This is a genomic window from Pseudomonas sp. JAI111 (assembly GCF_024809425.1).
Classification (GTDB): Bacteria; Pseudomonadota; Gammaproteobacteria; order Pseudomonadales; family Pseudomonadaceae; genus Aquipseudomonas.
Genome location: NZ_JANUCB010000003.1, coordinates 589544 through 610142, shown reverse-complemented (window position 1 = coordinate 610142; position 20599 = coordinate 589544). Strand labels below are relative to the sequence as shown.

18 protein-coding genes are annotated in these 20599 nt (G+C 59.4%); 10 read left to right on the top strand and 8 right to left on the bottom strand.

The features are described 5' to 3' along the window. Positions 1–93: 93 nt before the first annotated feature. A complete protein-coding gene (gene zigA / locus HNR03_RS13705; RefSeq protein ID WP_259154099.1) occupies positions 94–1302 on the top strand; it encodes a zinc metallochaperone GTPase ZigA in 1209 nt (402 codons plus the stop codon). Further along, the gene (locus HNR03_RS13700) at positions 1302–1952 is read left to right on the top strand and encodes a DUF1826 domain-containing protein (RefSeq protein WP_259154098.1); all 651 of its coding nucleotides are present in this window, start codon (positions 1302–1304) and stop codon (positions 1950–1952) included. Before zigA ends, HNR03_RS13700 begins: the two co-directional genes overlap by 1 nt. Positions 1953–1956: 4 nt before the next feature. Here HNR03_RS13700 and HNR03_RS13695 read toward each other — a convergent pair whose 3' ends face one another. After that, the gene (locus HNR03_RS13695) at positions 1957–2313 is read right to left on the bottom strand and encodes an NADH:ubiquinone oxidoreductase (RefSeq protein ID WP_259154097.1); all 357 of its coding nucleotides are present in this window, start codon (positions 2311–2313) and stop codon (positions 1957–1959) included. Positions 2314–2340: 27 nt separating this feature from the next. Here HNR03_RS13695 and HNR03_RS13690 point away from each other — a divergent pair, with 27 nt between their 5' ends. Beyond that, the gene (locus HNR03_RS13690) at positions 2341–3306 is read left to right on the top strand and encodes a GTP-binding protein (RefSeq protein ID WP_259154096.1); all 966 of its coding nucleotides are present in this window, start codon (positions 2341–2343) and stop codon (positions 3304–3306) included. Here HNR03_RS13690 and HNR03_RS13685 read toward each other — a convergent pair. Next, complete coding sequence (locus HNR03_RS13685) at positions 3303–3716, bottom strand: DUF3301 domain-containing protein (RefSeq protein ID WP_090177750.1); 414 nt, start codon at positions 3714–3716, stop codon at positions 3303–3305. The two genes, HNR03_RS13690 and HNR03_RS13685, sit on opposite strands and share 4 nt — an antisense overlap. A gap of 120 nt (positions 3717–3836) precedes the next feature. Here HNR03_RS13685 and pdxY point away from each other — a divergent pair, with 120 nt between their 5' ends. Next, a complete protein-coding gene (gene pdxY, locus HNR03_RS13680; RefSeq protein ID WP_259154095.1) occupies positions 3837–4709 on the top strand; it encodes a pyridoxal kinase PdxY in 873 nt (290 codons plus the stop codon). 113 nt (positions 4710–4822) lie between these two features. Here the strand turns inward: pdxY and HNR03_RS13675 are convergent, their stop codons facing one another. After that, the gene (locus HNR03_RS13675) at positions 4823–5305 is read right to left on the bottom strand and encodes an acyl-CoA thioesterase (RefSeq protein ID WP_208670802.1); all 483 of its coding nucleotides are present in this window, start codon (positions 5303–5305) and stop codon (positions 4823–4825) included. 201 nt (positions 5306–5506) lie between these two features. Here HNR03_RS13675 and HNR03_RS13670 point away from each other — a divergent pair, with 201 nt between their 5' ends. Next, the gene (locus HNR03_RS13670; RefSeq protein ID WP_259154094.1) at positions 5507–7270 is read left to right on the top strand and encodes a cation:proton antiporter; all 1764 of its coding nucleotides are present in this window, start codon (positions 5507–5509) and stop codon (positions 7268–7270) included. Between the two features lie 18 nt (positions 7271–7288). Here HNR03_RS13670 and HNR03_RS13665 read toward each other — a convergent pair whose 3' ends face one another. From HNR03_RS13665 to uvrD, 4 genes are all read right to left on the bottom strand, one after another. After that, positions 7289–7696 carry an SMI1/KNR4 family protein gene (locus tag HNR03_RS13665; RefSeq protein ID WP_222589099.1) on the bottom strand — a complete coding sequence of 136 codons (408 nt, stop codon included), beginning with the start codon at positions 7694–7696 and terminating at the stop codon, positions 7289–7291. A 138-nt stretch (positions 7697–7834) separates the two neighbouring features. Then, positions 7835–8707, bottom strand: a complete 873-nt coding sequence (locus HNR03_RS13660) for a Tim44 domain-containing protein (protein ID WP_090177761.1) — start codon at positions 8705–8707, stop codon at positions 7835–7837. Between the two features lie 179 nt (positions 8708–8886). Beyond that, positions 8887–9327, bottom strand: a complete 441-nt coding sequence (locus tag HNR03_RS13655) for an EamA family transporter (protein WP_222589097.1) — start codon at positions 9325–9327, stop codon at positions 8887–8889. Positions 9328–9468: 141 nt separating this feature from the next. Then, positions 9469–11652, bottom strand: a complete 2184-nt coding sequence (gene uvrD / locus HNR03_RS13650) for a DNA helicase II (RefSeq protein WP_222589096.1) — start codon at positions 11650–11652, stop codon at positions 9469–9471. Positions 11653–11910: 258 nt separating this feature from the next. Between uvrD and HNR03_RS13645 the strand changes: the two genes are divergently transcribed. From HNR03_RS13645 to HNR03_RS13635, 3 genes are all read left to right on the top strand, one after another. Next, positions 11911–14781 carry an EAL domain-containing protein gene (locus tag HNR03_RS13645; RefSeq protein ID WP_222589095.1) on the top strand — a complete coding sequence of 957 codons (2871 nt, stop codon included), beginning with the start codon at positions 11911–11913 and terminating at the stop codon, positions 14779–14781. Positions 14782–14947: 166 nt separating this feature from the next. Next, complete coding sequence (gene hexR, locus HNR03_RS13640; protein ID WP_008027445.1) at positions 14948–15814, top strand: transcriptional regulator HexR; 867 nt, start codon at positions 14948–14950, stop codon at positions 15812–15814. Positions 15815–16032: 218 nt separating this feature from the next. Further along, entirely contained in the window at positions 16033–16245 is a 213-nt protein-coding gene (locus tag HNR03_RS13635) for a PA3496 family putative envelope integrity protein (protein WP_222589094.1), read from the top strand. Here HNR03_RS13635 and HNR03_RS13630 read toward each other — a convergent pair. Beyond that, on the bottom strand, positions 16187–17149 hold the full coding sequence (locus tag HNR03_RS13630; protein WP_090177777.1) for a LysR family transcriptional regulator: 963 nt from the start codon (positions 17147–17149) through the stop codon (positions 16187–16189). The genes HNR03_RS13635 and HNR03_RS13630 overlap by 59 nt on opposite strands. A gap of 190 nt (positions 17150–17339) precedes the next feature. On the opposite strand from HNR03_RS13630, the gene HNR03_RS13625 reads away from it, so the two are divergent. Beyond that, positions 17340–18755, top strand: coding sequence for an acetyl-CoA carboxylase biotin carboxylase subunit (locus HNR03_RS13625; protein WP_033059614.1), 1416 nt, complete (start codon positions 17340–17342; stop codon positions 18753–18755). A gap of 11 nt (positions 18756–18766) precedes the next feature. Next, positions 18767–20590 (top strand): sodium-extruding oxaloacetate decarboxylase subunit alpha, encoded by a 1824-nt coding sequence (gene oadA, locus HNR03_RS13620; RefSeq protein WP_090177780.1) that lies wholly within the window; start codon positions 18767–18769, stop codon positions 20588–20590. Positions 20591–20599 lie beyond the last annotated feature (9 nt).

Here is a 20599-nt window from a genome sequence, read left to right as displayed (position 1 = left end):
GAGCAAGAGGAGAGTGGCTAGATTGTGTTGTTATACTATAACATCTGGTTAAGCCCGACACTGCGACCGGGCATCCCTTTTGAGGAATCCCTGATGCCCAATCGTCTCCCCGTCACCGTCCTGTCGGGCTTTCTCGGCGCCGGTAAAAGCACGCTGCTCAATTACGTATTGCGTAACCGCGAAAACTTGCGCGTCGCCGTGATCGTCAACGATATGAGCGAGATCAACATCGATGGCAGCGAAGTCCAGCGGGATGTCAGCCTGAACCGCGCCGAGGAAAAACTCGTCGAGATGAGCAATGGCTGTATTTGTTGCACCTTGCGCGAGGACTTGCTCGAAGAAGTCAGCAAGCTCGCCCGGGACGGCCGCTTTGATTACCTGTTGATTGAATCCACCGGCATTTCCGAGCCGCTGCCCGTGGCGGAAACCTTCACGTTTCGGGATGAGGAGGGGCAAAGCCTCGCTGACATCGCGCGTCTGGACACCATGGTCACCGTGGTCGATGGCATGAACTTCCTGCTCGACTATCAGGCCGCTGAAAGCCTCGCTTCACGCGGTGAAACGTTGGGCGAAGAAGATGACCGGTCGATCACAGACTTGCTGATCGAGCAGATTGAATTCGCCGATGTGATCCTCATCAGCAAGATCGATTTGATCAGCAGCCGCGAGCGTCAGGAGTTGATCGCAATCCTTGAGCGTCTCAATGCCCAGGCCGAAATCATTCCGATGGTCATGGGTGAGATTCCTCTCGAAAAGATCCTCGACACCGGCCGCTTCGACTTCGACAAGGCTGCTCAGGCACCCGGCTGGCTGCAAGAGTTGCGGGGCGAACATGTACCGGAAACCGAGGAATATGGCATCGCTTCGACGGCCTATCGCGCGCGCCGGCCGTTTCATCCGCAGCGTTTTTTCAGCTTCATCGACCGTCCGTGGGTGAATGGTAAGTTGCTGCGCTCCAAAGGTTTCTTCTGGCTGGCCAGCAAGCACATGGATGCCGGCAGTTGGTCTCAGGCCGGCGGGTTGATGCGCCATGGTTTCGCTGGGCGCTGGTGGCGCTTCGTGCCGAAAAACCAGTGGCCGCAGGACGAAGAAAGCACCGCCGCGATCATGCAAAACTGGACCGGCGTCACCGGCGATTGCCGTCAGGAATTGGTTTTCATCGGCCAGAACATCGACTTCGCACAACTTGCCGTCGAGCTCGATAACTGCCTGCTGACTGACGATGAAATGGCCTTGGGCGTCGAAGGCTGGCGTTTACTGGCCGATCCGTTCGGCCCGTGGCACGAAGAGGCTGCAGCCTGATGTTGGCACCCAGTTCGAAGCGGCAAACGATTGTTCAACAGGTTCAGGGTGAAACGCCGCAAACACTGACCCGAATTCTTGAGGACGGCGTCAATCTCGCCGTCTGGAAACGCCAGCTTCCCGTGCACATTGGCGATTTTGCGCGCTTGCTGCTGTCCTTGAACGAGCCGCTGGCCGAGTCGCTGGTGCTGGAAATGCCCAACGATGACACCGAGCCCAATCTGCTTGGCCTGGCCTCATGTTTCAGCGATCTCGAGGGGTATGAGGGTTTTATTGCCGACGTGTCCTGGCTGGTCAGCGCGTTCTCTTGTCTGTTGGGCGCCAAGCGCGTTGGCTTGCGTGTACGGATTCTGGACAAGGCCATGTGCCCGCGTTTCCACGTCGATCATGTGCCGGTGCGGTTGATCAGCACCTACGCTGGCGTGGGCAGTCAGTGGCTGAAAGAAGGGGTGATGGATCGACGGTTTTTAGGCACACCAGACGCTGAACCCCTTCAAGATTCGCTGATCGAACACATCGGCAGCGGTGAAGTCGCGCTGCTCAAAGGGGAGAAGTGGCATGGCAACGAAGGGTTTGGTTTGATCCACCGCTCGCCGCAACTGCCACCAGGAGCACGGCGGTTGATGCTGACCCTGGATTGGTTAGCCTAGTGCCTCAGGGCTTGAGCCAGGTGCCCTGGCTCTGGGCTTCGCAAAACGGCTTCAAATACGCTGTGTCGATGGCCACGCCGTAATAGTGAATATCCTGCCGGTAAGGCATATTGGCGACTTGGGCGTTGCTGCACACACCAAAAGCGCCGGTGGGGCATTGGTCGACGTACTGCACCTCGACTTTCTGACCCGGGAGATTCGGCTGGCAGAAACCGTCGGCGAAGAGCTTTTCCGGGATGTTGCGGTTCTGCTGGCAGACTTTCACGTCGAGTCGCTCGGCTGTGCTATGTACTACACAAGCCTGCGCCAGTGCCTCGCCGGAACAGAGCGCCAAGAGCAACGATAATCCCGTCAACCGCATCCATTACCTCCCAAGAAAATATCGATCATGTTGCAGAACATTCCCACTCACGTCATTGCTGGCCCTTTGGGTGCCGGCAAGACCAGCCTGATCAAGCACCTGCTGCTACAGCGGCCGATCGGCGAGCGCTGGGCAGTGTTGATCAATGAGTTCGGCCAGATCGGCCTCGACGCTGCGCTCCTGACCCAGGACGCCGATGGTATCGCACTGGGTGAAGTGGCCGGCGGCTGTTTGTGTTGCGTGAACGGTGCGCCGTTTCAGATTGGACTCGGGCGGTTGTTGCGTAAGGCGCGGCCGGATCGGCTGTTCATCGAACCTTCAGGCCTGGGCCATCCGGCTCAGTTGCTTCGCCAGCTGAGTGAGGCTCCGTGGGCAGGCGTGTTGGCGGTTCAGCCGAGTGTTCTGGTGCTGGATGCCCAAGCCCTTGCAGTAGGCAAGCCGCTGCCGGAATCACAGCAGGCCGCGCTAAGTAGCGCTGGTTTGCTGTTGCTGAACAAGTCTGAAGGCCTGGACGGCAATGATCGTCAGCGAATCGCCGGGCAGTTGCCTGATCGAAATTTGTATTGGACGCAATTGGCTCAATTGCCTTTGAACGAATTGCCGGGTTACAGGGTTCAGGCGGTGGCGGGTGTGGATAACTTCATCGTGCCCAAAGGATTGGCGCAGATGCCGGCGATCTGGACCGATCCAGCGCTGCCGATATGCTTGAGCCAGCAACAGGAGGGTATCTGGAGCATTGGTTGGCGCTGGCATCCGAGTCAGACGTTCGATGCCGGGCTCGTTGGGAAATGGCTCGACAGCCTTGCCTGGCGGCGGGCCAAGCTGATTATCCACAGCGTCGATGGCTGGGTGTCGGCGAATGCGTTGGATAACTCGTCAGTGCAATGGCAGCCCAGCGAATGGCGTCAGGATTCGCGCATCGAGCTGATTTTCAGTGAGCCGCAGGACATTGATTCACTGCAAAGCGCCTTGGCCGACTGTCGGTCGGGTTAAGGACGCCATTTGGTGTGTTCCTGGCGCCACTGGCTCATCTCGATCACTTCAGCGCGCGGCTTCACGACGTCGACCACCGCTGGCGTGTCATCAAAGGGCATCGGGTAGGGCGCCAGTTCGATCTGTGCGCTGTGTGCGCCGAATTGGGTGATGGTGCCGTTGTGGCGGGTTTCACCGGTCACGGTGAACTCAAAGTTATACACACGGGCCAAACGTCGACGGCCGTTGGCGTCTTTGATGAACGCGATTTTTTTCAAGGCGACGTTGCCGTCCAGCAGCTCGATACCGAGCTTGGCGCAATGCTGCTTGACCCGCTCCAACGCGCGTTCGCGCAGGCCGTGGTTGTGCCAAAGCCAAGCGCCACCGGTGGCGAGCAGCATCAGCACGAAGATATTTCCGAGGGTCAGCATCAACGGGTTGCTCCAACAAGGTAGTGCCAGCTTAACTGTGTCGCCGGTCTGTCGTACAGGCTGTGTTTAGTCGCATACTGCGCAGCTCGAATTTCAATCGTTTGACGGAAAAATCCCCGCATGAAACGTACGCCCCATCTGCTCGCCATTCAGTCCCACGTGGTGTTTGGTCACGCTGGCAACAGCGCTGCGGTCTTCCCGATGCAGCGGGTCGGGGTAAACGTCTGGCCGCTTAACACGGTGCAGTTCTCCAACCATACCCAGTATGGGCAATGGACCGGCGAAGTGCTGGCGCCGCACCAGATTCCCGATTTGATCGAAGGCATCGCGGCGATTGGCGAGCTGGGCAATTGTGATGCAGTGCTGTCCGGTTACCTCGGCAGTGCCGCCCAGGGCCGGGCGATCCTGACTGGCGTAGCGCGGATCAAGTCGGTGAACCCCAAGGCGCTGTATATGTGCGACCCGGTCATGGGCCATCCGGAGAAAGGTTGCAGCGTACCGGCCGAGGTCAGCGATTTCCTGCTGGAGGAAGCGGCGTCGGTGGCGGACTTCATGTGCCCGAACCAGCTGGAGCTGGACAGTTTCTCGGGGCGCAAGCCGCAGTCACTGTTCGATTGCCTGGCGATGGCGAGAGCGCTCCTGGCACGCGGACCGAAGGCTATCCTGGTCAAGCATCTGGACTATCCCGGTAAACCGGCGGATGGCTTTGAGATGTTGCTGGTGACAGCAGAAGGCAGCTGGCATCTGCGCCGCCCGCTGTTGGCGTTTCCGCGACAACCGGTGGGCGTTGGCGACCTGACGTCCGGTCTGTTTCTGGCCCGCGTGCTGTTAGGCGACAGTCTGGTAGCAGCCTTCGAGTTCACCGCGGCGGCAGTGCATGAAGTGCTGTTGGAAACCCAGGCCTGCGCCAGCTATGAGCTGGAACTGGTGCGAGCGCAGGACCGGATTGCGCATCCACGGGTCAAGTTCGAAGCGATTGCAATCAGCCTTTGATCTGCGTTGACCGCCATCGCGAGCAAGCTCGCTCCCACATTGATCGGGTTGTTCACAAACCCCCTGTGGGAGCGAGCTTGCTCGCGATGGCTATCTGACGTTAACCGCAAGCCTCAAGCATCGCCCTTGATTTCCTGATAGCGCTTTTCCAGTTCCTGGCGGATCTGGCGGCGCTGCTGGGCCTGGATGAAGCGGCGCTTGTCTTCACTGTTCTGTGGCTGCAGCGGCGGCACTGAAGCCGGTTTACGGTCGTCATCCACCGCCACCATGGTGAAGAAACAGCTGTTGGTGTGGCGCACCGAGCGCTCGCGAATGTTCTCCGTCACCACCTTGATGCCCACTTCCATGGACGTGTTGCCGGTGTAGTTGACCGATGCCAGAAAGGTCACCAATTCGCCGACATGAATCGGCTCGCGGAAAATCACCTGATCCACCGACAAGGTCACCACGTAGCGGCCGGCATAACGGCTGGCGCAGGCGTAGGCCACTTCGTCGAGGTATTTGAGCAGGGTGCCGCCGTGGACATTGCCAGAGAAGTTGGCCATGTCGGGGGTCATCAATACCGTCATCGACAGCTGGGCGTTTCCGGGTTCCATAGCGTTCTCACGGTTCAAGGCAGAATTTCGGAAGGGCGGCGCCTCTATGGGGCCTGGTAGGTTTTTTCAAACCACAGTTATCGGGACGCCGGGCGGGTGATTGCCGTCACGCCGGATCGATCTGTTTCCATATATTGCACCGCCTTTCTGGCGGAAGTCGCGGTGTTACCCTCCAAAAGTCCACCTCAAGGAGCCCGCGCCATGCATGCCATCAGTTTTATTCAGGATCTGGCGGTGATCATGTTGGTCGCGGGCGTGGTGACCGTGCTGTTCCATCGGTTCAAACAGCCGGTGGTGTTGGGCTACATCGTTGCCGGCTTCATCATAGGCCCGCACACACCGCCGTTTGGCCTGATTCACGACGAAGAAACCATCAAGACCCTCGCCGAACTCGGGGTGATTTTCCTGATGTTTTGCCTGGGCCTGGAGTTCAGTCTGCGAAAGCTGTTCAAGGTCGGCGCCACGGCATTTATCGCAGCGTTCCTGGAAATCGTGCTGATGATCTGGATCGGTTACGAAATCGGCCGTTGGTTCGACTGGAACACCATGGATTCATTGTTCCTTGGCGCGATTCTGGCGATTTCCTCGACCACCATCATCGTCAAGGCGCTCAATGACCTGAAGATGAAAAACGAGCGTTTTGCGCAGTTGATCTTCGGCGTGCTGATCGTCGAGGACATCCTCGGCATTGGCATCATTGCCTTGCTGTCGAGCATCGCCGTCAGCGGCACGGTCAGCTCCGGCGAAGTGTTCTCCACGGTGGGCAAGCTCTCGCTGTTCATGATCGTTGCGCTGGTGATCGGCATCCTGCTGGTGCCTCGGCTGCTGGCTTATGTGGCGAAATTCGACAGTAACGAAATGCTGCTGATCACGGTTCTCGGGCTGTGTTTCGGCTTCTGCCTGCTGGTGGTGAAGCTCGAATACAGCATGGTCCTTGGCGCGTTCCTGATTGGTGCAATCATGGCCGAGTCCCGCCAATTACTGAAGATTGAGCGCTTGATCGAGCCGGTTCGCGACTTGTTCAGCGCGATTTTCTTTGTCGCCATCGGACTGATGCTTGATCCGATGATCTTGCTGCAATACGCCTGGCCGATCGCCGTGATCACTGTGGCGGTGGTACTGGGCAAGATGCTGTCCTGTGGCCTTGGCGCCTTTATCGCCGGCAATGACGGACGCACCTCTCTACGGGTCGGGATGGGTCTTTCGCAGATTGGCGAATTCTCCTTCATCATCGCTGCGCTGGGCATGACCCTGCAGGTCACCAGCAACTTCCTTTACCCGGTCGCCGTGGCGGTGTCGGTGATTACAACGTTGCTGACGCCGTATCTGATCCGCGCGGCGGATCCGCTGTCGATCAGGCTTGCGGCAGTGATGCCGCAGCGCCTGGGCCGAGTGTTGGGAATGTATGGCGAGTGGTTACGCAGCATCCAGCCTCAGGGCGAGGGCGCGCTGCTGGCGTCGATGATTCGGCGGATTCTGTTGCAGGTGGGGGTCAATCTGGCGCTGGTAATTGCGATCTTCTTTTCGGGCGCGTTCTTCGCCGAACGCATGTCCACTTACCTGCAAGACTGGATCAGCGATTCGAGCTGGCAGAAGGCGTTGATCTGGGGTGGGGCGTTGCTGCTGTCGCTGCCGTTCCTGATCGCCGCCTATCGCAAGCTCAAGGCGCTGTCGATGTTGTTGGCGGAGATGGGCGTGAAGCCGGACATGGCTGGCCGCCATACGCAGCGAGTGCGTCGGGTGATCGCCGAAGTGATCCCGATCCTTTCGCTGCTGGTGATCTTCCTGCTGCTGGCAGCCTTGTCGGCCAGTATTCTGCCGACCAACAAGTTGCTGGTATTGATCGCCGTGGTCGCGGCCGCCGTGGCGGCCTTGCTCTGGCGCTGGTTCATTCGCGTGCACACGCGCATGCAGGTGGCCTTGCTCGAAACCCTGGACAACCACAAGGATTCATCCGGGCATTGACCCTGTGCCGCTTGTTACTCAGCTTTCCAGCCAGACGTCCCGCGCCCAGTGCCACACCGATTCCCAGGTTTCTTCGGCGAGCAGCTCTTCTTCGGCGAGCCACAGCACCACGGTGCCGTCTTCTTCGACGAGGTAATAATCGTCACCGTCCTGGCAGATCGGGATCATGCTGCGGTCAACACCTGCGTCCCAGGCGTTGGCGGCAACGTCCGGCAGGTAGGTGTGGGATTGTGGATCGGTGACTGTCACCGGTTCCAGGCTGCCGTAGACCACATCGCTGACGGTCAGCAAGAATTCTCTGAAGACAAACGGGATGTCGATGAACAATTGTTCCTCGATTTCCACGATCTGGTCTTCGTCTGGCAATTCCAAGGGGACCGGTACCGGTTCGTTGGCTTCACGCAGTTGTTCGATGATTTCTTCCACGTCCGGGATCCTCTTGCTTGATGGCGCGGTGTTTATATGGGGCGGTTTATACAGTAGCTCGCTATAGATGCAACTGCGAAATAGAAAACCCCGGACAAGTCCGGGGTTTTTATTACTGCCTGTTTAACGCAGAGGTGATCAGCCGTTCTGGCGGATACCAGCGACCAGCCAAGGCTGGTTCTCGCCTTGCGGACGTTCCATGTTCCAGCTTTCGCTGAACACTTCGCCCTGGTCGAAGCGCGAAGTCTTCGACACACCGCTGAAGGTCAGGGTGGCGATGGTCTTGTCCGCACGGTCATCCACGCCGTCCAGTTGTACATGGAGGTTGTCGATGTAGGTCGACTGGAAACCGTCGCCCAGGTCCGCACGTTCGCGTTTGAGGAACTCCAGCATTTGCGGGGTCACGAACTCGGCGATCTTATCCATTTCGTTGGCGTCCCAGTGCTGTTGCAGGGACTGGAAGTGGTTGCGGGCCGCTTCAATGAAGTTCTGCTCATTGAACCAGGCTGGCGCGTTGATTACCGGACGAGCGGCGGCTGGCGCCGGCGAGCCACCGAAGATCGAACCGCCGGCAGGCTTGTTCTCGAACACTTCACGTTGCATCGGCGCGTGGCCAGCCGGAGCCATGTGCTCCTGTTGCTTGCGACGACGGGCGGCGATGAAGCGGAAGATCAGGAAGGCGATGACCGCCATGATCAGGATGTCGAAGATCTGCATGCCCTGGAAGCCGCCGCCCATGAACATGGAGGCCAGCAGGCCGCCGGCTGCGATACCGGCCAGAGGGCCGAGCCAGCGCGAAGCACCGCCAGCCTTGGCTGCAGCGCCAGCGGCACCGGCAGCACCCGCGGTCGCGGCAGCGCCACCGGCAGCAGAAGAAGGCGCCATTTGGCTGGTTTGGTGGGTCGGCGCGGCGCCGACGCTTTTGCCGCCACCAAAGCGCTTGGCGTTGGCGTCGAGGCTCATCGTCAGGCCGATGCACAACGCCATGGCGATGCTAAGAAAACGTTTCATAAAGGGAATTCCCATTTGTGGATGGCACGCGCGCCATGTTGCACAGCGAATGTGTAACTGGCTAGCGGCAGAGTGTTTCGGGCTTTTGCCTGACAGCTTGTGTTCAGCTTCGGTCAGCGCAATAAGGCCTGTTAACTTTAGTTCGTAGGATGAGTGGATAGTTTCTGTAGGACCAATGCCTAGCGTCGCAGCGCCAGCATGACCACACCGGCTGTAATCAAGCCGATACCGCCCCATTGGCGCAGGTCGAGTTTTTCGCCCAGCAGGACCACGCTGAGCACCGCCACCAGCACCACGCTGAGTTTGTCCACCGGGGCGACCAATGAGGCTGGTCCCACTTTCAGTGCGCGGAAATAGCAAATCCACGAGGCGCCGGTGGCCAATCCCGACAGCAGCAGAAAAAGGTAGCTCCTGGCCGAGATCGATCCTAATGATTGATATTGGCCCGTGGCGTACAAAATCAAGGCCAGGCTGATGAGAACTACCACGGTGCGCAGCAGGGTGGCGAAGTCGGAATTGACGTTTTCGATGCCAATCTTGGCGAACAGCGCGGTCATCGCGGCGAATGCCGCCGACAGCAGGGCCCAAAATGTCCAAGAAGAAAAGAAACCTGAGCCCATGTTGTCGCGCCTTTGTAGATAGATCGTTCCCACGCTCTGCGTGGTAACGCCGCCATGGACGCTCTGCGTCCCACTGTGACGCGGAGCGTCACGGGATGCATTCCCACGCAGAGCGTGGGAACGATCAGCTATTAGAGAACCTTAAATAGCTTCCAGCTTCGCGTAACCCAACATCAGCCACTTGCTGCCTTCACTGAAGTTCACCTGCACCCGAGCCTGAGCCCCTGCGCCTTCGAAATTCAGGATCACGCCGTCGCCAAACACCGAATGCCGTACGGCCTGACCGAGGCTGAACCCGGTGTCCGGGATTTCGCTACCGCCAAACAGGCTGCTGGAACTCTGTTGCTGACCGCCACCGAACGGACGGCTGACGCTGTTGGACAGCCGCACTTCCTGGATCAGGCCCTTGGGCACTTCACGGACGAAACGCGAGACTTTGTTGTAGGTCTCGCTGCCGTACAGGCGTCGGGTTTCAGCATAGGTCATCACCAGGTTCTGCATTGCCCGGGTGATACCGACGTAGGCCAAACGACGTTCTTCTTCAAGGCGGCCGGGCTCTTCCAGGCTCATCTTGTGCGGGAACAGGCCTTCTTCCATGCCCACCAGGAACACGTAAGGGAATTCCAGCCCCTTGGCACTGTGCAAGGTCATCAGCTGAATGCTGTCTTCATGCTCGTCGGCCTGAGTGTCTCCGGCCTCCAGAGACGCGTGACCGAGGAATGCCGCCAATGGCGACAAGTCTTCGTCTTCTTCAGCGTTTTCGAAGTTGCGAGCGGCGCTGACCAGTTCCTCAAGGTTTTCTACCCGGGCCTGGCCTTTCTCGCCTTTTTCCGCTTCGTGGTAGGCAATCAACCCGGACTGCTCGATGACCGTCTGGGTCATCAAGTGCAGCGGCATGTCCATGCATTTGGCGGCGAGGTTCTCGATCAGCTCGATAAACGCCCCAAGCGCGCCTGCTGCTCGCCCGGTCAGGCCTTTATTGGCGACCAGCAAGCGCATGGCTTCCCACATCGACACATCGCTATGGCGCGCATGATCGCGAATCGCTTCAACGGTTTTCTCACCGATGCCGCGAGCCGGAACGTTAATCACCCGCTCCAGCGCCGCATCGTTGCCACGGCCTTCGAGCAAACGCAGGTAAGCCATGGCGTTCTTGATTTCCGCGCGTTCGAAGAAGCGCTGACCGCCATAGATGCGGTACGGAATGCGCTCGCGCAACAAGGCTTCTTCCAAAACGCGCGATTGGGCGTTGGAGCGGTACAAAATCGCAATATCGCTGCGGGCCAAGCCAGTTTTCAGCGCGCTTTCAATGGTTTCCACCACATAGCGTGCTTCGTCATGTTCGTTGAACGCGGCGTACAAATTGATTGCTTCGCCTTCGCCGCCATCGGTCCACAGTTCTTTGCCCATGCGCCCGGTGTTATTGGCAATCAGGGCGTTGGCAGCCTTGAGAATGCCGGCGGTGGAGCGGTAGTTCTGCTCCAGACGAATGGTCTCGGCGTCCGGGAAGTCGTCGGAATACTGATAGATGTTCTCGATCTTCGCGCCACGCCAGCCGTAGATCGACTGATCGTCGTCGCCCACTACCATCAGGCTGTCGCCGCCCTTGGCCAGCAGGCGCAACCAGGCGTACTGCACGGCGTTGGTGTCCTGGAACTCGTCCACCAGAATGTGCCGGAAGCGCTTCTGGTAATGGGCCAGCAACCCTGGGTTATCGCGCCACAGGTCGAGTGCGCGCAGCAGCAGTTCGGAGAAATCGATCACGCCCGCGCGCAGGCACGCGGCCTCATAGGCCTCATAGATGCTGCGCATGGTCGCCAGGAACAGGTCGCCGCTGGCTTGAATGTGTTGCGGACGCAGACCTTCGTCTTTCTGCCCGTTGATGAACCACTGGGCCTGACGGGCCGGCCAGCGTTGTTCGTCCAGGCCCAGCTCGCGGATCACCCGCTTGACCAGCCGTTGCTGGTCGTCGCTGTCCAGAATCTGGAACGTCTGGCTCAGGCCGGCTTCCTGCCAATGCGCCCGCAACAAGCGGTGCGCCAGGCCGTGGAAGGTGCCGACCCACATGCCGGCCGGGTTGATACCCATCAGCTGCTCGATGCGATGACGCATCTCGGCAGCGGCCTTATTGGTGAAGGTCACCGACAGGATCGAGTGGGGCGAGGCGTTCTCGACCTGGATCAACCAGGCGATACGGTGCACCAGCACTCGGGTTTTACCGGAGCCAGCACCGGCCAGGACCAACTGACGACCCACGGAGGCAGCTACGGCCTGGCGTTGGGCATCGTTGAGGGAGTTCAGCAGAAGGGAGAGATCATCGCGCATCGGGGCATTCTAGGGTGCGCCGCCACACGCGGCAAACCGAGCTTTGCATTAGCCGATGAAAGAAGCACGGATGACGACCGGTCGGTCACTCGCTGCAAGCGTTGGCGGGGCTCGCTTCAAGGGTTTTCAGGGGGCGACGGGGGGCTGAAGTTTTGTTGAATTTATGATCTGGAGCAGTTTGGTAAGGGCATTGGCTTGTGTATGCTCCGTCCACGTTTCGGGCTCATGCTCATCATTATAAGAACAAGAACATTGCCTATGACCCTCAGCTCCGACCTGTCGGGCCCTTCTGTGGAGCCCCGGGTTATCCGTAAACAGTACGCCATGGAAATGGCGGTCGAGCGCACACGCCTGCTTTACCAGGGTTCCCTGCTGCCTACGCTGTTCATGCTGATCAATGGTCTGGTCTGCGCCGGCTTGCTCTGGAGTCCGCAGCGCTACTTCCTGGTCAGTGTCTGGTTGGTCTGGCTGTTGTCGCTGGTAGCCTTGCGCGTGATTCAAGTCGCAGCCTTCGATTCGGCCATTCCCAACCGTCAGGCGCATCCGGTCTGGCGTCGCATGTTCCTGCTGGGTTCTGCCATGACTGGCCTGACCCTGGCGGGCGCCGGTATCGCTCTGGTGCCCGCTGACAACTTCATTCAGCAAGCCTGGGTATTCGGCCTGATCGGCGCCGCCGCGCTGTCGGCCAGCGTTGCCTATGCGGTCAGCCTTCCGGCGTTCCTGTCTTTTACCTTGCCTTGTCTGTTGCCGGCCATTGCCTACCTGTTCTGGGGCGGCGATGAGCAGGAGCACGGATGGGGCTGGTTCGGATTGATATTGTTGGGCGCGCTTAGCGTGGTTGCCTGGCAGGTCAATCGACTGATCGACAACGGTTTGCTGCGACGCTTCCAGAATCAAGCCTTGATCGAACACTTGCAGCAGGCCCGGAGCTGCGGAGATCAGCTCAATCACGAATTGGCCAAGGAGATTGATCAGCGCCGGTGTGCCGAGGATAAATTGCGCGAAGCCCAGGTCGAGCTGGAAAACCGCGTTGCCCAGCGCAGCCTTGAGCTGGACGCTGCCAACCAGGCGTTGAGCAAGAGCGAAGCACGACTGGCGCTGGCGCTGAAGGCCAGTGAGTTGGGGTTGTGGGACTGGAACCTGCAAACCGATGAAGTCCATCACACCCAGCTTCAGGAGTTGTTTGGCCTGGCACCGGAATTCGTCACCGCGATGCTCAGCCACCTCAAGCCGCGCCTTCATCCTGAAGACTTGCCGGCGCTTCGACGTGCGCTGGTCGAGCATTTGAAAGGCCGCAGCGAGGATTACCAGATCGAATACCGCGTTCGGCATGGCGACGGCCACTGGGTCTGGATCGAGGACCGTGGCCGTGCGGTTGAGCGCAGCGAAAACGGTCGGGTGATCCGCATGGTCGGTACCCGCCGCGACATCAGCGCGAGCAAGGGCCAGGAAGAACAACGCCAGCTGGCGGCGACGGTGTTCGAGGCAGCCAGCGAAGGCATCGTGATTTTCGACCCCAATTACGCATTGATCGCGATTAACCAGGCTTTCAGCCGTGTCACCGGTTACGACATCGAAGACATGCTGGGGCGTAACGTGGTCGAGTTGCCGTGCAGCCGGGATGCCCGCCGGCACTATGGCGCTATCCATCAGGCGCTGGAGCAGCACGGCACCTGGCAGGGTGAGTTGGTAGAGACGCGCAAGAACGGCGAACTCTACCCGCAGTGGCTGCAACTGAACGCCGTGCGCGATGCTCGGGGAAATGTGAGTCATATTGTCGGCTTCTTCGCTGATTTGTCTGCTCGGCGTGAATCCGAAGAGCGCATGCGCTACCTGACTCACTACGACGAACTGACCGGCCTGGCCAACCGTTCGCTGTTCCGTGAACGGCTGCGAGACGCTCATCAGCGGGTGCGTCAGGGCGGACGTCGAAGTCTGGCGCTGCTGCACATTAACCTGGATCGTTTCAAACTGCTCAACGCCAGTCTCGGCCATGAAGTCGCCGACCAGCTTCTGCAAAAAATGGCTCGTCGATTGGTCAATGCACTGCCAGAAGCGGACACCATCGCCCGGCTGTCCGGTGACGAGTTTGCGGTGCTATTCGATGCCTACGGCAACCTGTCGAGCCTGGCGCGGGTGGCGACCCGTTTGTGCGCCAAACTGCGTTTGCCGATCACCGTCGATGGTCATGAACTGGTGGTCAGCGCGTCCATGGGCATCAGCATGCTGCCGGATAACGCTCGGGAAATTTCCGCGCTGGTGAGCCAATCCAACATTGCCATGCAACATGCCAAGCACTTGGGCGGCAACAACTTCCAGTTCTATACCGAAAGCCTGCAGGCCAGCACACTCGAACGTCTGCAGCTGGAAAACCAGCTGCGCAAAGCCATCGAGGAAAAGCAGCTGCAAGTCTTTTACCAGCCGAAACTTTGCCTCGCCACAGGCCGCCTGAACGCCGCGGAAGCGCTGGTGCGTTGGGATCACCCGACCATGGGCCGGGTGCCGCCGGGGGAGTTCATCGGTCTGGCCGAGGAAACCGGGTTGATCGGTCCTATCGGCGAGTTCGTCTTGCGCCAGGCCTGTTGGCAGGCCTGCGAATGGCAGCGCCAGGGGCTTGAGCCGATTCGGGTGTCGGTCAATTTGTCGGTGCATCAGTTGCGCCAGGGCAAGCTGGTCAGCCTGGTGCGGCAGGTGCTGGAAGAGACCGGTCTGGCGCCGCACTGCCTGGAACTCGAACTGACCGAAAGCCAGTTGCTCGACAGCGTCGAACACATCATCGCGACATTCCAGCAGTTGCGTGACCTGGGCGTGAAATTGGCGATCGACGATTTCGGCACCGGGTATTCGTCCCTGAGCTACCTCAAACGCATTCCGGTGGATTACGTGAAGATCGATCAGGCGTTCATTCGCGGTCTGGGGCAGGGCAGCGAAGATGCGGCGATCACTCGGGCAATCATCGCCATGGCGCATGGCTTGTCACTGAAGGTCGTGGCCGAGGGCGTGGAGCGGGCAGAGCAGCTGGAATTTTTGAAAGCCGAGCACTGTGATGAAGTGCAGGGCTATTTGATCAGCCGCCCGGTGGAGGCTGATGACTTGGCCGCCCTGTTGCGCCACGACACGGCACTGTAAGAGCTTGCGGCAACTGCCAAAGGGTCCCGGAGGGCTACATGGAGCGCATGTGGCGTGGAATGGGGATATCGAGTTACGCATTGAGCAGGCAAAAAGCCGATTCATGTAGTATAACTACAAGCTTGCTACATCCCCGGCACCTGCCAATAACAAAGAGTCCAGCCCTTTGAATCTGCTGCAACACATCGCCCAGTCACGCCACCTCTTACGCAAGTCGGAGCTCAAGGTCGCCGACCACGTGCTGCTTGATCCTGCGGCGGTGATGCACAGCTCCATGGCCGACCTGGCCCACAGCGTGGGCATCAGCGAGCCGACCATCGTGCGCTTCTGCCGTGCCATCGGTTGCTCGGGTTTCCAGGACCTGAAACTGAAGCTGGCGCAAAGCCTTGCGGCGGGCGCGAGCTTCGGTCAGTTCGCCATCCATGAAGACGATTCGGTCGCCGACTACAGCCTGAAAATCTTCGACACCACCCTGCACACCCTGATGGAGGTTCGCGAGAAGCTCGACCCTGTGGAATTGCAACGGGCCGTGTCGCTGATGTCCCAGGCCCAGCGCGTCGAATTCTATGGTTTTGGCGCTTCGGGTGCGGTGGCGGCGGATGCCCAGCACAAATTCTTCCGCTTGCTGCTGACGGCGGCGGCGTACTCCGATCCGCACATGCAGGCGATGTCGGCGGTAACGTTGAAACCGACCGACGTGGCAATCTGCATTTCCCAGTCCGGTCGTTCCAAGGATCTGTTGATCACCGCCAACCTGGTGCGCGAAAGCGGCGCCTCGCTGATCACTTTATGCCCAAGCCAGACACCGTTGGCCGAACTGTCGACCGTCAACCTGGCGATCGATGTGCACGAAGACACCGAAATCTACACCCCGCTGACGTCACGCATTGCCCACCTGGTGGTGATCGACGTGTTGGCGATGGGCGTGGCCATGGCGCGCGGGCCGAGCCTGGTCAATCACCTCAAGAGCGTCAAGCGCAGCCTGCGCAGCCTGCGGCTGTCGCCCAAGTCAGTGAAGGCGCTGGACGACTGATGTCGTCGTAAGATCGTTCCGGCCTTAATCGCGGGCGGGCTCGCTCCCACATTTGACCGCGTTCTCCTGCCGAACGCTGTTCTCCTGTGGGAGCGAGCCTGCTCGCGATGGCGTCTTCGAGAGCGCCGAAGATTCACATCCCTGTAATCCCTTCGCCGCCAAACCGTCATCCCTCGCGCCTATCTTGAAACTCCCGTAATCGCCTTGGGAGACTCGAAATGGCCCAGCCCTACGAAGAACGCAACAGCGCTGTCAGAACCCGTCGTCAGCAGGAAGATCAGCGCCGCATGGAATTCCGCCGCGCCATTGAAGATCGCTGCGAGCGCCGCCAATTGCTGGCTGAGATTGGCGATTTTCCTGCCGATCTGGAACTCAACTACTGGCAGGCAGCTCCCGCAACTTCCCGTCGAAGCGCTCAACCAACGCGCTGATCTGCACCCGTTCGCTGCGGATAAACGCAAGGAATGCGTGGGCCACCGGTGACAGCCGTTTGGCCTTGGCCTGCACCAGGCACCAGCTGCGATACAGGGGCAGTTCTTCGACCGGCAGCTCGATCAATCCACCGGTCGCCAACTCAAGGTTCAGGGCGTGGCGCGTCAACAGCGCGACGCCCAGACCCGCCAGCACACATTCACGCTGGGCTTCAGCCGAGGAAACCTCCTGCGTCTGGTTGAAGTGCACACGCTTTTCCTTGAAATACTCTTCGCACGCCAATCGCGTTCCCGAGCCGGGTTCGCGCAGCAACAACGTGTAAGGCTCAAGGTCCTGCAAGCGCAGAGGCCCCATGTGGCACAGTGGATGATCCGGTGGTGCCACGGCCACGATCGGGTTGTTGAGGAACGGCAGAAACTCCAGCCCCATGTCTTGCGGCACCATGGACATGATCACCAGATCGTCGCGGTTATCCGACAGTCGACGGATCACCTGTCCTCGGTTGACCACCGTCAGTTGCAGATTCACTTCCGGATGCTGGCGCTTGAACGCGGCGAACAGGTGCGGCACGAAATACTTGGCGCTGGATTCGATCGCCAGTTTCAACTGACCCTGCAGCGAACCCTGCATATCCGAAAGCTGCATATCGAGGTTTTCCAGGCGTCCGAAAATGTCCCGACTGGCTCGCTGTAGTGCTTCTGCCGCCTCCGTCATGTAGAGTTTTTTGCCAACATAGTCGAACAGAGGCTGGCCAATCAGCTCTTCGAGTTGACGAATCTGTAGGCTGACGGCCGGTTGAGTGAGCGACATTTCGTCGGCCGCACGGCTGTAGGACCTCAGATCACAGACTTCATTGAAAATCTGCAATTGACGCAATGTCATACGCATCAAGGACTTACGCATTTTTTGTAGTCTCTGCTCGCAGGCTGATGACTCAACTATAAGTCTTTACTTATGCCTAACCCAATTATTAATCATTTTTGTTAATCCCTTGTGGGGGCTAGTGTGGGGCTGCGACTAAATTGAAACATTTAGTCACGCGTCGACCTGGTCTAGCAGGTCGTGGGTACCACCGGCTCAAGGGAACCTCCAAGTGATAAAAAAGATCCTGATCGCCAACCGTGGTGAGATTGCCGTACGAATCGTGCGTGCCTGCGCCGAGATGGGCATTCGCTCGGTCGCGATCTATTCCGACGCCGACCGCCATGCCTTGCATGTAAAGCGCGCGGATGAGGCCCACAGCATTGGTGCCGAGCCATTGGCCGGTTACCTGAATGCGCGCAAGCTAGTGAATCTGGCGGTAGAAACCGGTTGCGATGCGCTGCACCCCGGCTACGGATTCCTTTCGGAAAACGCCGAGCTGGCAGACATCTGCGCCGAGCGCGGCATCAAATTCATTGGTCCATCGGCTGAAGTGATTCGCCGCATGGGCGACAAGACCGAAGCACGCCGCAGCATGATCAAGGCGGGCGTACCGGTCACTCCAGGCACCGAAGGCAACGTCGCGGATATCGAGGAAGCCTTGGTCGAAGGCGACCGTATCGGTTACCCGGTGATGCTCAAGGCGACTTCCGGTGGCGGTGGGCGTGGTATCCGTCGCTGCGACAGCCGTGAAGAACTCGAACAAGCTTTCCCGCGAGTCATTTCCGAAGCCACCAAGGCCTTCGGTTCCGCGGAAGTGTTCCTGGAAAAGTGCATCGTCAATCCGAAACACATTGAAGCGCAGATCCTCGGCGACAGCTTTGGCAACGTGGTGCACCTGTTCGAGCGTGATTGCTCGATCCAGCGCCGCAACCAGAAGCTCATCGAAATCGCCCCGAGCCCGCAACTGACCCCGGAACAGCGCGCCTATATCGGCGACCTGTCGGTGCGTGCAGCCAAGGCCGTGGGTTATGAGAACGCCGGCACCGTGGAGTTCCTGCTCGCCGAGGGCGAGGTGTACTTCATGGAGATGAACACTCGGGTCCAGGTGGAACACACCATCACCGAAGAAATCACCGGCATCGACATTGTGCGTGAGCAGATCCGGATTGCGTCCGGCCTGCCGCTTTCGGTGAAACAGGAAGACATTCAGCACCGCGGTTTCGCGCTGCAATTCCGGATCAACGCCGAAGACCCGAAAAACAACTTCCTGCCGAGCTTCGGCAAGATCACCCGCTACTACGCCCCGGGCGGCCCTGGCGTACGTACCGACACGGCGATCTACACCGGCTACACCATCCCGCCGTTCTACGATTCCATGTGCCTGAAACTGGTGGTGTGGGCGTTGACCTGGGAAGAAGCGATGGACCGTGGCTTGCGCGCCCTCGACGACATGCGTCTGCAAGGGGTCAAGACCACCGCCGCGTACTACCAGGAAATCCTGCGTAACCCGGAATTCCGTAGCGGCCAGTTCAATACCAGCTTCGTTGAAAGCCACCCTGAACTGACCAACTACTCGATCAAGCGCAAACCCGAAGAGCTGGCCCTGGCCATCGCCGCCGCCATCGCCGCCCACGCAGGCCTGTGAGGAAAAGAACAATGAGCAACTCTCAACCTACAAAGCGTATCCACGTAACCGACACGGTCCTGCGCGACGCCCATCAATCGCTGCTCGCTACCCGCATGCGCACCGAAGACATGCTGCCGATCTGCGACAAGCTCGATAAAGTCGGCTACTGGTCGCTGGAATGCTGGGGCGGCGCGACCTTCGACGCCTGCGTACGCTTCCTGAAAGAAGATCCGTGGGAGCGCCTGCGCCAACTGCGCGCTGCGTTGCCTAACACGCGCCTGCAAATGCTCCTGCGTGGCCAGAACCTGCTGGGCTACCGCCACTACAGCGATGATGTGGTCAGAGCCTTCGTCGCCAAAGCGGCGGTCAACGGCATCGACGTGTTCCGCATCTTCGACGCGATGAACGACGTGCGTAACCTGCGCGTGGCCATCGAAGCCGTGAAAGCTGCTGGCAAACACGCCCAAGGCACCATCGCCTACACCACCAGCCCGGTGCACACCATTGAGGCCTTTGTGGCCCAAGCCAAGCAAATGGAAGCCATGGGTTGCGACTCGGTCGCGATCAAGGACATGGCTGGTTTGCTGACGCCGTATGCCACCGGCGAACTGGTCAAGGCATTGAAGTCCGAACAATCGCTGCCGGTCTTCATCCACTCCCACGACACTGCTGGCCTGGCCACAATGTGCCAACTCAAGGCCATCGAGAACGGTGCTGATCATATCGACACCGCTATTTCCAGCATGGCCTCGGGCACCAGCCACCCCGGCACCGAGTCGATGGTTGCCGCCCTTAAAGGCACCGAGTTCGACACCGGCCTGAATCTGGAACTGCTCCAGGAGATCGGCCTGTACTTCTACGCTGTGCGTAAGAAATACCACCAGTTCGAAAGCGAATTCACCGCCGTCGACACCCGCGTTCAAGTCAACCAGGTACCGGGCGGGATGATTTCCAACCTGGCCAACCAATTGAAAGAGCAGGGCGCCCTGAACCGTATGGGCGAAGTGCTGGCTGAAATCCCGCGCGTTCGTGAAGACCTTGGCTTCCCGCCGCTGGTGACCCCGACCTCGCAGATCGTCGGCACCCAGGCGTTCTTCAACGTGCTGGCCGGCGAGCGCTACAAGACCATCACCAACGAAGTGAAGCTCTACCTGCAAGGCGGCTACGGTAAAGCGCCGGGCACCGTGAACGAAAAACTGCGTCGCCAGGCAATAGGCAGCGAAGAGGTGATCGACGTCCGTCCAGCTGACCTGCTGAAGCCTGAAATGGCCAAGCTGCGCGCTGAAATCGGTGCCGTGGCCAAGTCTGAAGAAGACGTGCTGACCTACGCCATGTTCCCGGACATCGGCCGCAAGTTCCTTGAAGAACGCGCAGCCGGCACACTGACTCCAGAAGTGCTGCTGCCGATTCCTGAAGCGGGCGGCGTGGCCTCGGCCGGCGGCGAAGGTGTACCGACCGAGTTCGTCATCGACGTCCACGGCGAAACCTATCGCGTCGACATCACCGGTGTTGGCGTGAAGGCCGAAGGCAAGCGTCACTTCTACCTGTCCATCGACGGCATGCCGGAAGAAGTGGTGTTCGAGCCACTCAACGAATTCGTCAGCGGCGGCAGCAGCAAGCGCAAGCAAGCCACTGCACCGGGCCACGTCAGCACCACCATGCCGGGCAACATCGTCGACGTGCTGGTCAAGGAAGGCGACACCGTGAAAGCCGGGCAAGCCGTGCTGATCACCGAAGCGATGAAGATGGAAACTGAAGTCCAATCGGCCATCGCCGGCAAAGTCACCGCCATCCACGTGGCCAAGGGCGACCGGGTGAATCCGGGCGAAATCCTGATCGAGATCGAAGGCTGAATTAACAGC

Coding starts and splice junctions, on each gene's coding strand:
- HNR03_RS13695 (WP_259154097.1), bottom strand. CDS start 2,313: ATGCGGTTGACGGGATTATCGTTGCTCTTGGCGCTCTGTTCCGGCGAG.
- HNR03_RS13645 (WP_222589095.1), top strand. CDS start 11,911: ATGACCCTCAGCTCCGACCTGTCGGGCCCTTCTGTGGAGCCCCGGGTT.
- HNR03_RS13630 (WP_090177777.1), bottom strand. CDS start 17,149: ATGCGTAAGTCCTTGATGCGTATGACATTGCGTCAATTGCAGATTTTC.
- HNR03_RS13635 (WP_222589094.1), top strand. CDS start 16,033: ATGGCCCAGCCCTACGAAGAACGCAACAGCGCTGTCAGAACCCGTCGT.
- pdxY (WP_259154095.1), top strand. CDS start 3,837: ATGAAACGTACGCCCCATCTGCTCGCCATTCAGTCCCACGTGGTGTTT.
- oadA (WP_090177780.1), top strand. CDS start 18,767: ATGAGCAACTCTCAACCTACAAAGCGTATCCACGTAACCGACACGGTC.
- HNR03_RS13690 (WP_259154096.1), top strand. CDS start 2,341: ATGTTGCAGAACATTCCCACTCACGTCATTGCTGGCCCTTTGGGTGCC.
- zigA (WP_259154099.1), top strand. CDS start 94: ATGCCCAATCGTCTCCCCGTCACCGTCCTGTCGGGCTTTCTCGGCGCC.
- HNR03_RS13700 (WP_259154098.1), top strand. CDS start 1,302: ATGTTGGCACCCAGTTCGAAGCGGCAAACGATTGTTCAACAGGTTCAG.
- HNR03_RS13685 (WP_090177750.1), bottom strand. CDS start 3,716: ATGCTGACCCTCGGAAATATCTTCGTGCTGATGCTGCTCGCCACCGGT.
- HNR03_RS13660 (WP_090177761.1), bottom strand. CDS start 8,707: ATGAAACGTTTTCTTAGCATCGCCATGGCGTTGTGCATCGGCCTGACG.
- HNR03_RS13670 (WP_259154094.1), top strand. CDS start 5,507: ATGCATGCCATCAGTTTTATTCAGGATCTGGCGGTGATCATGTTGGTC.
- HNR03_RS13675 (WP_208670802.1), bottom strand. CDS start 5,305: ATGGAACCCGGAAACGCCCAGCTGTCGATGACGGTATTGATGACCCCC.
- uvrD (WP_222589096.1), bottom strand. CDS start 11,652: ATGCGCGATGATCTCTCCCTTCTGCTGAACTCCCTCAACGATGCCCAA.
- HNR03_RS13655 (WP_222589097.1), bottom strand. CDS start 9,327: ATGGGCTCAGGTTTCTTTTCTTCTTGGACATTTTGGGCCCTGCTGTCG.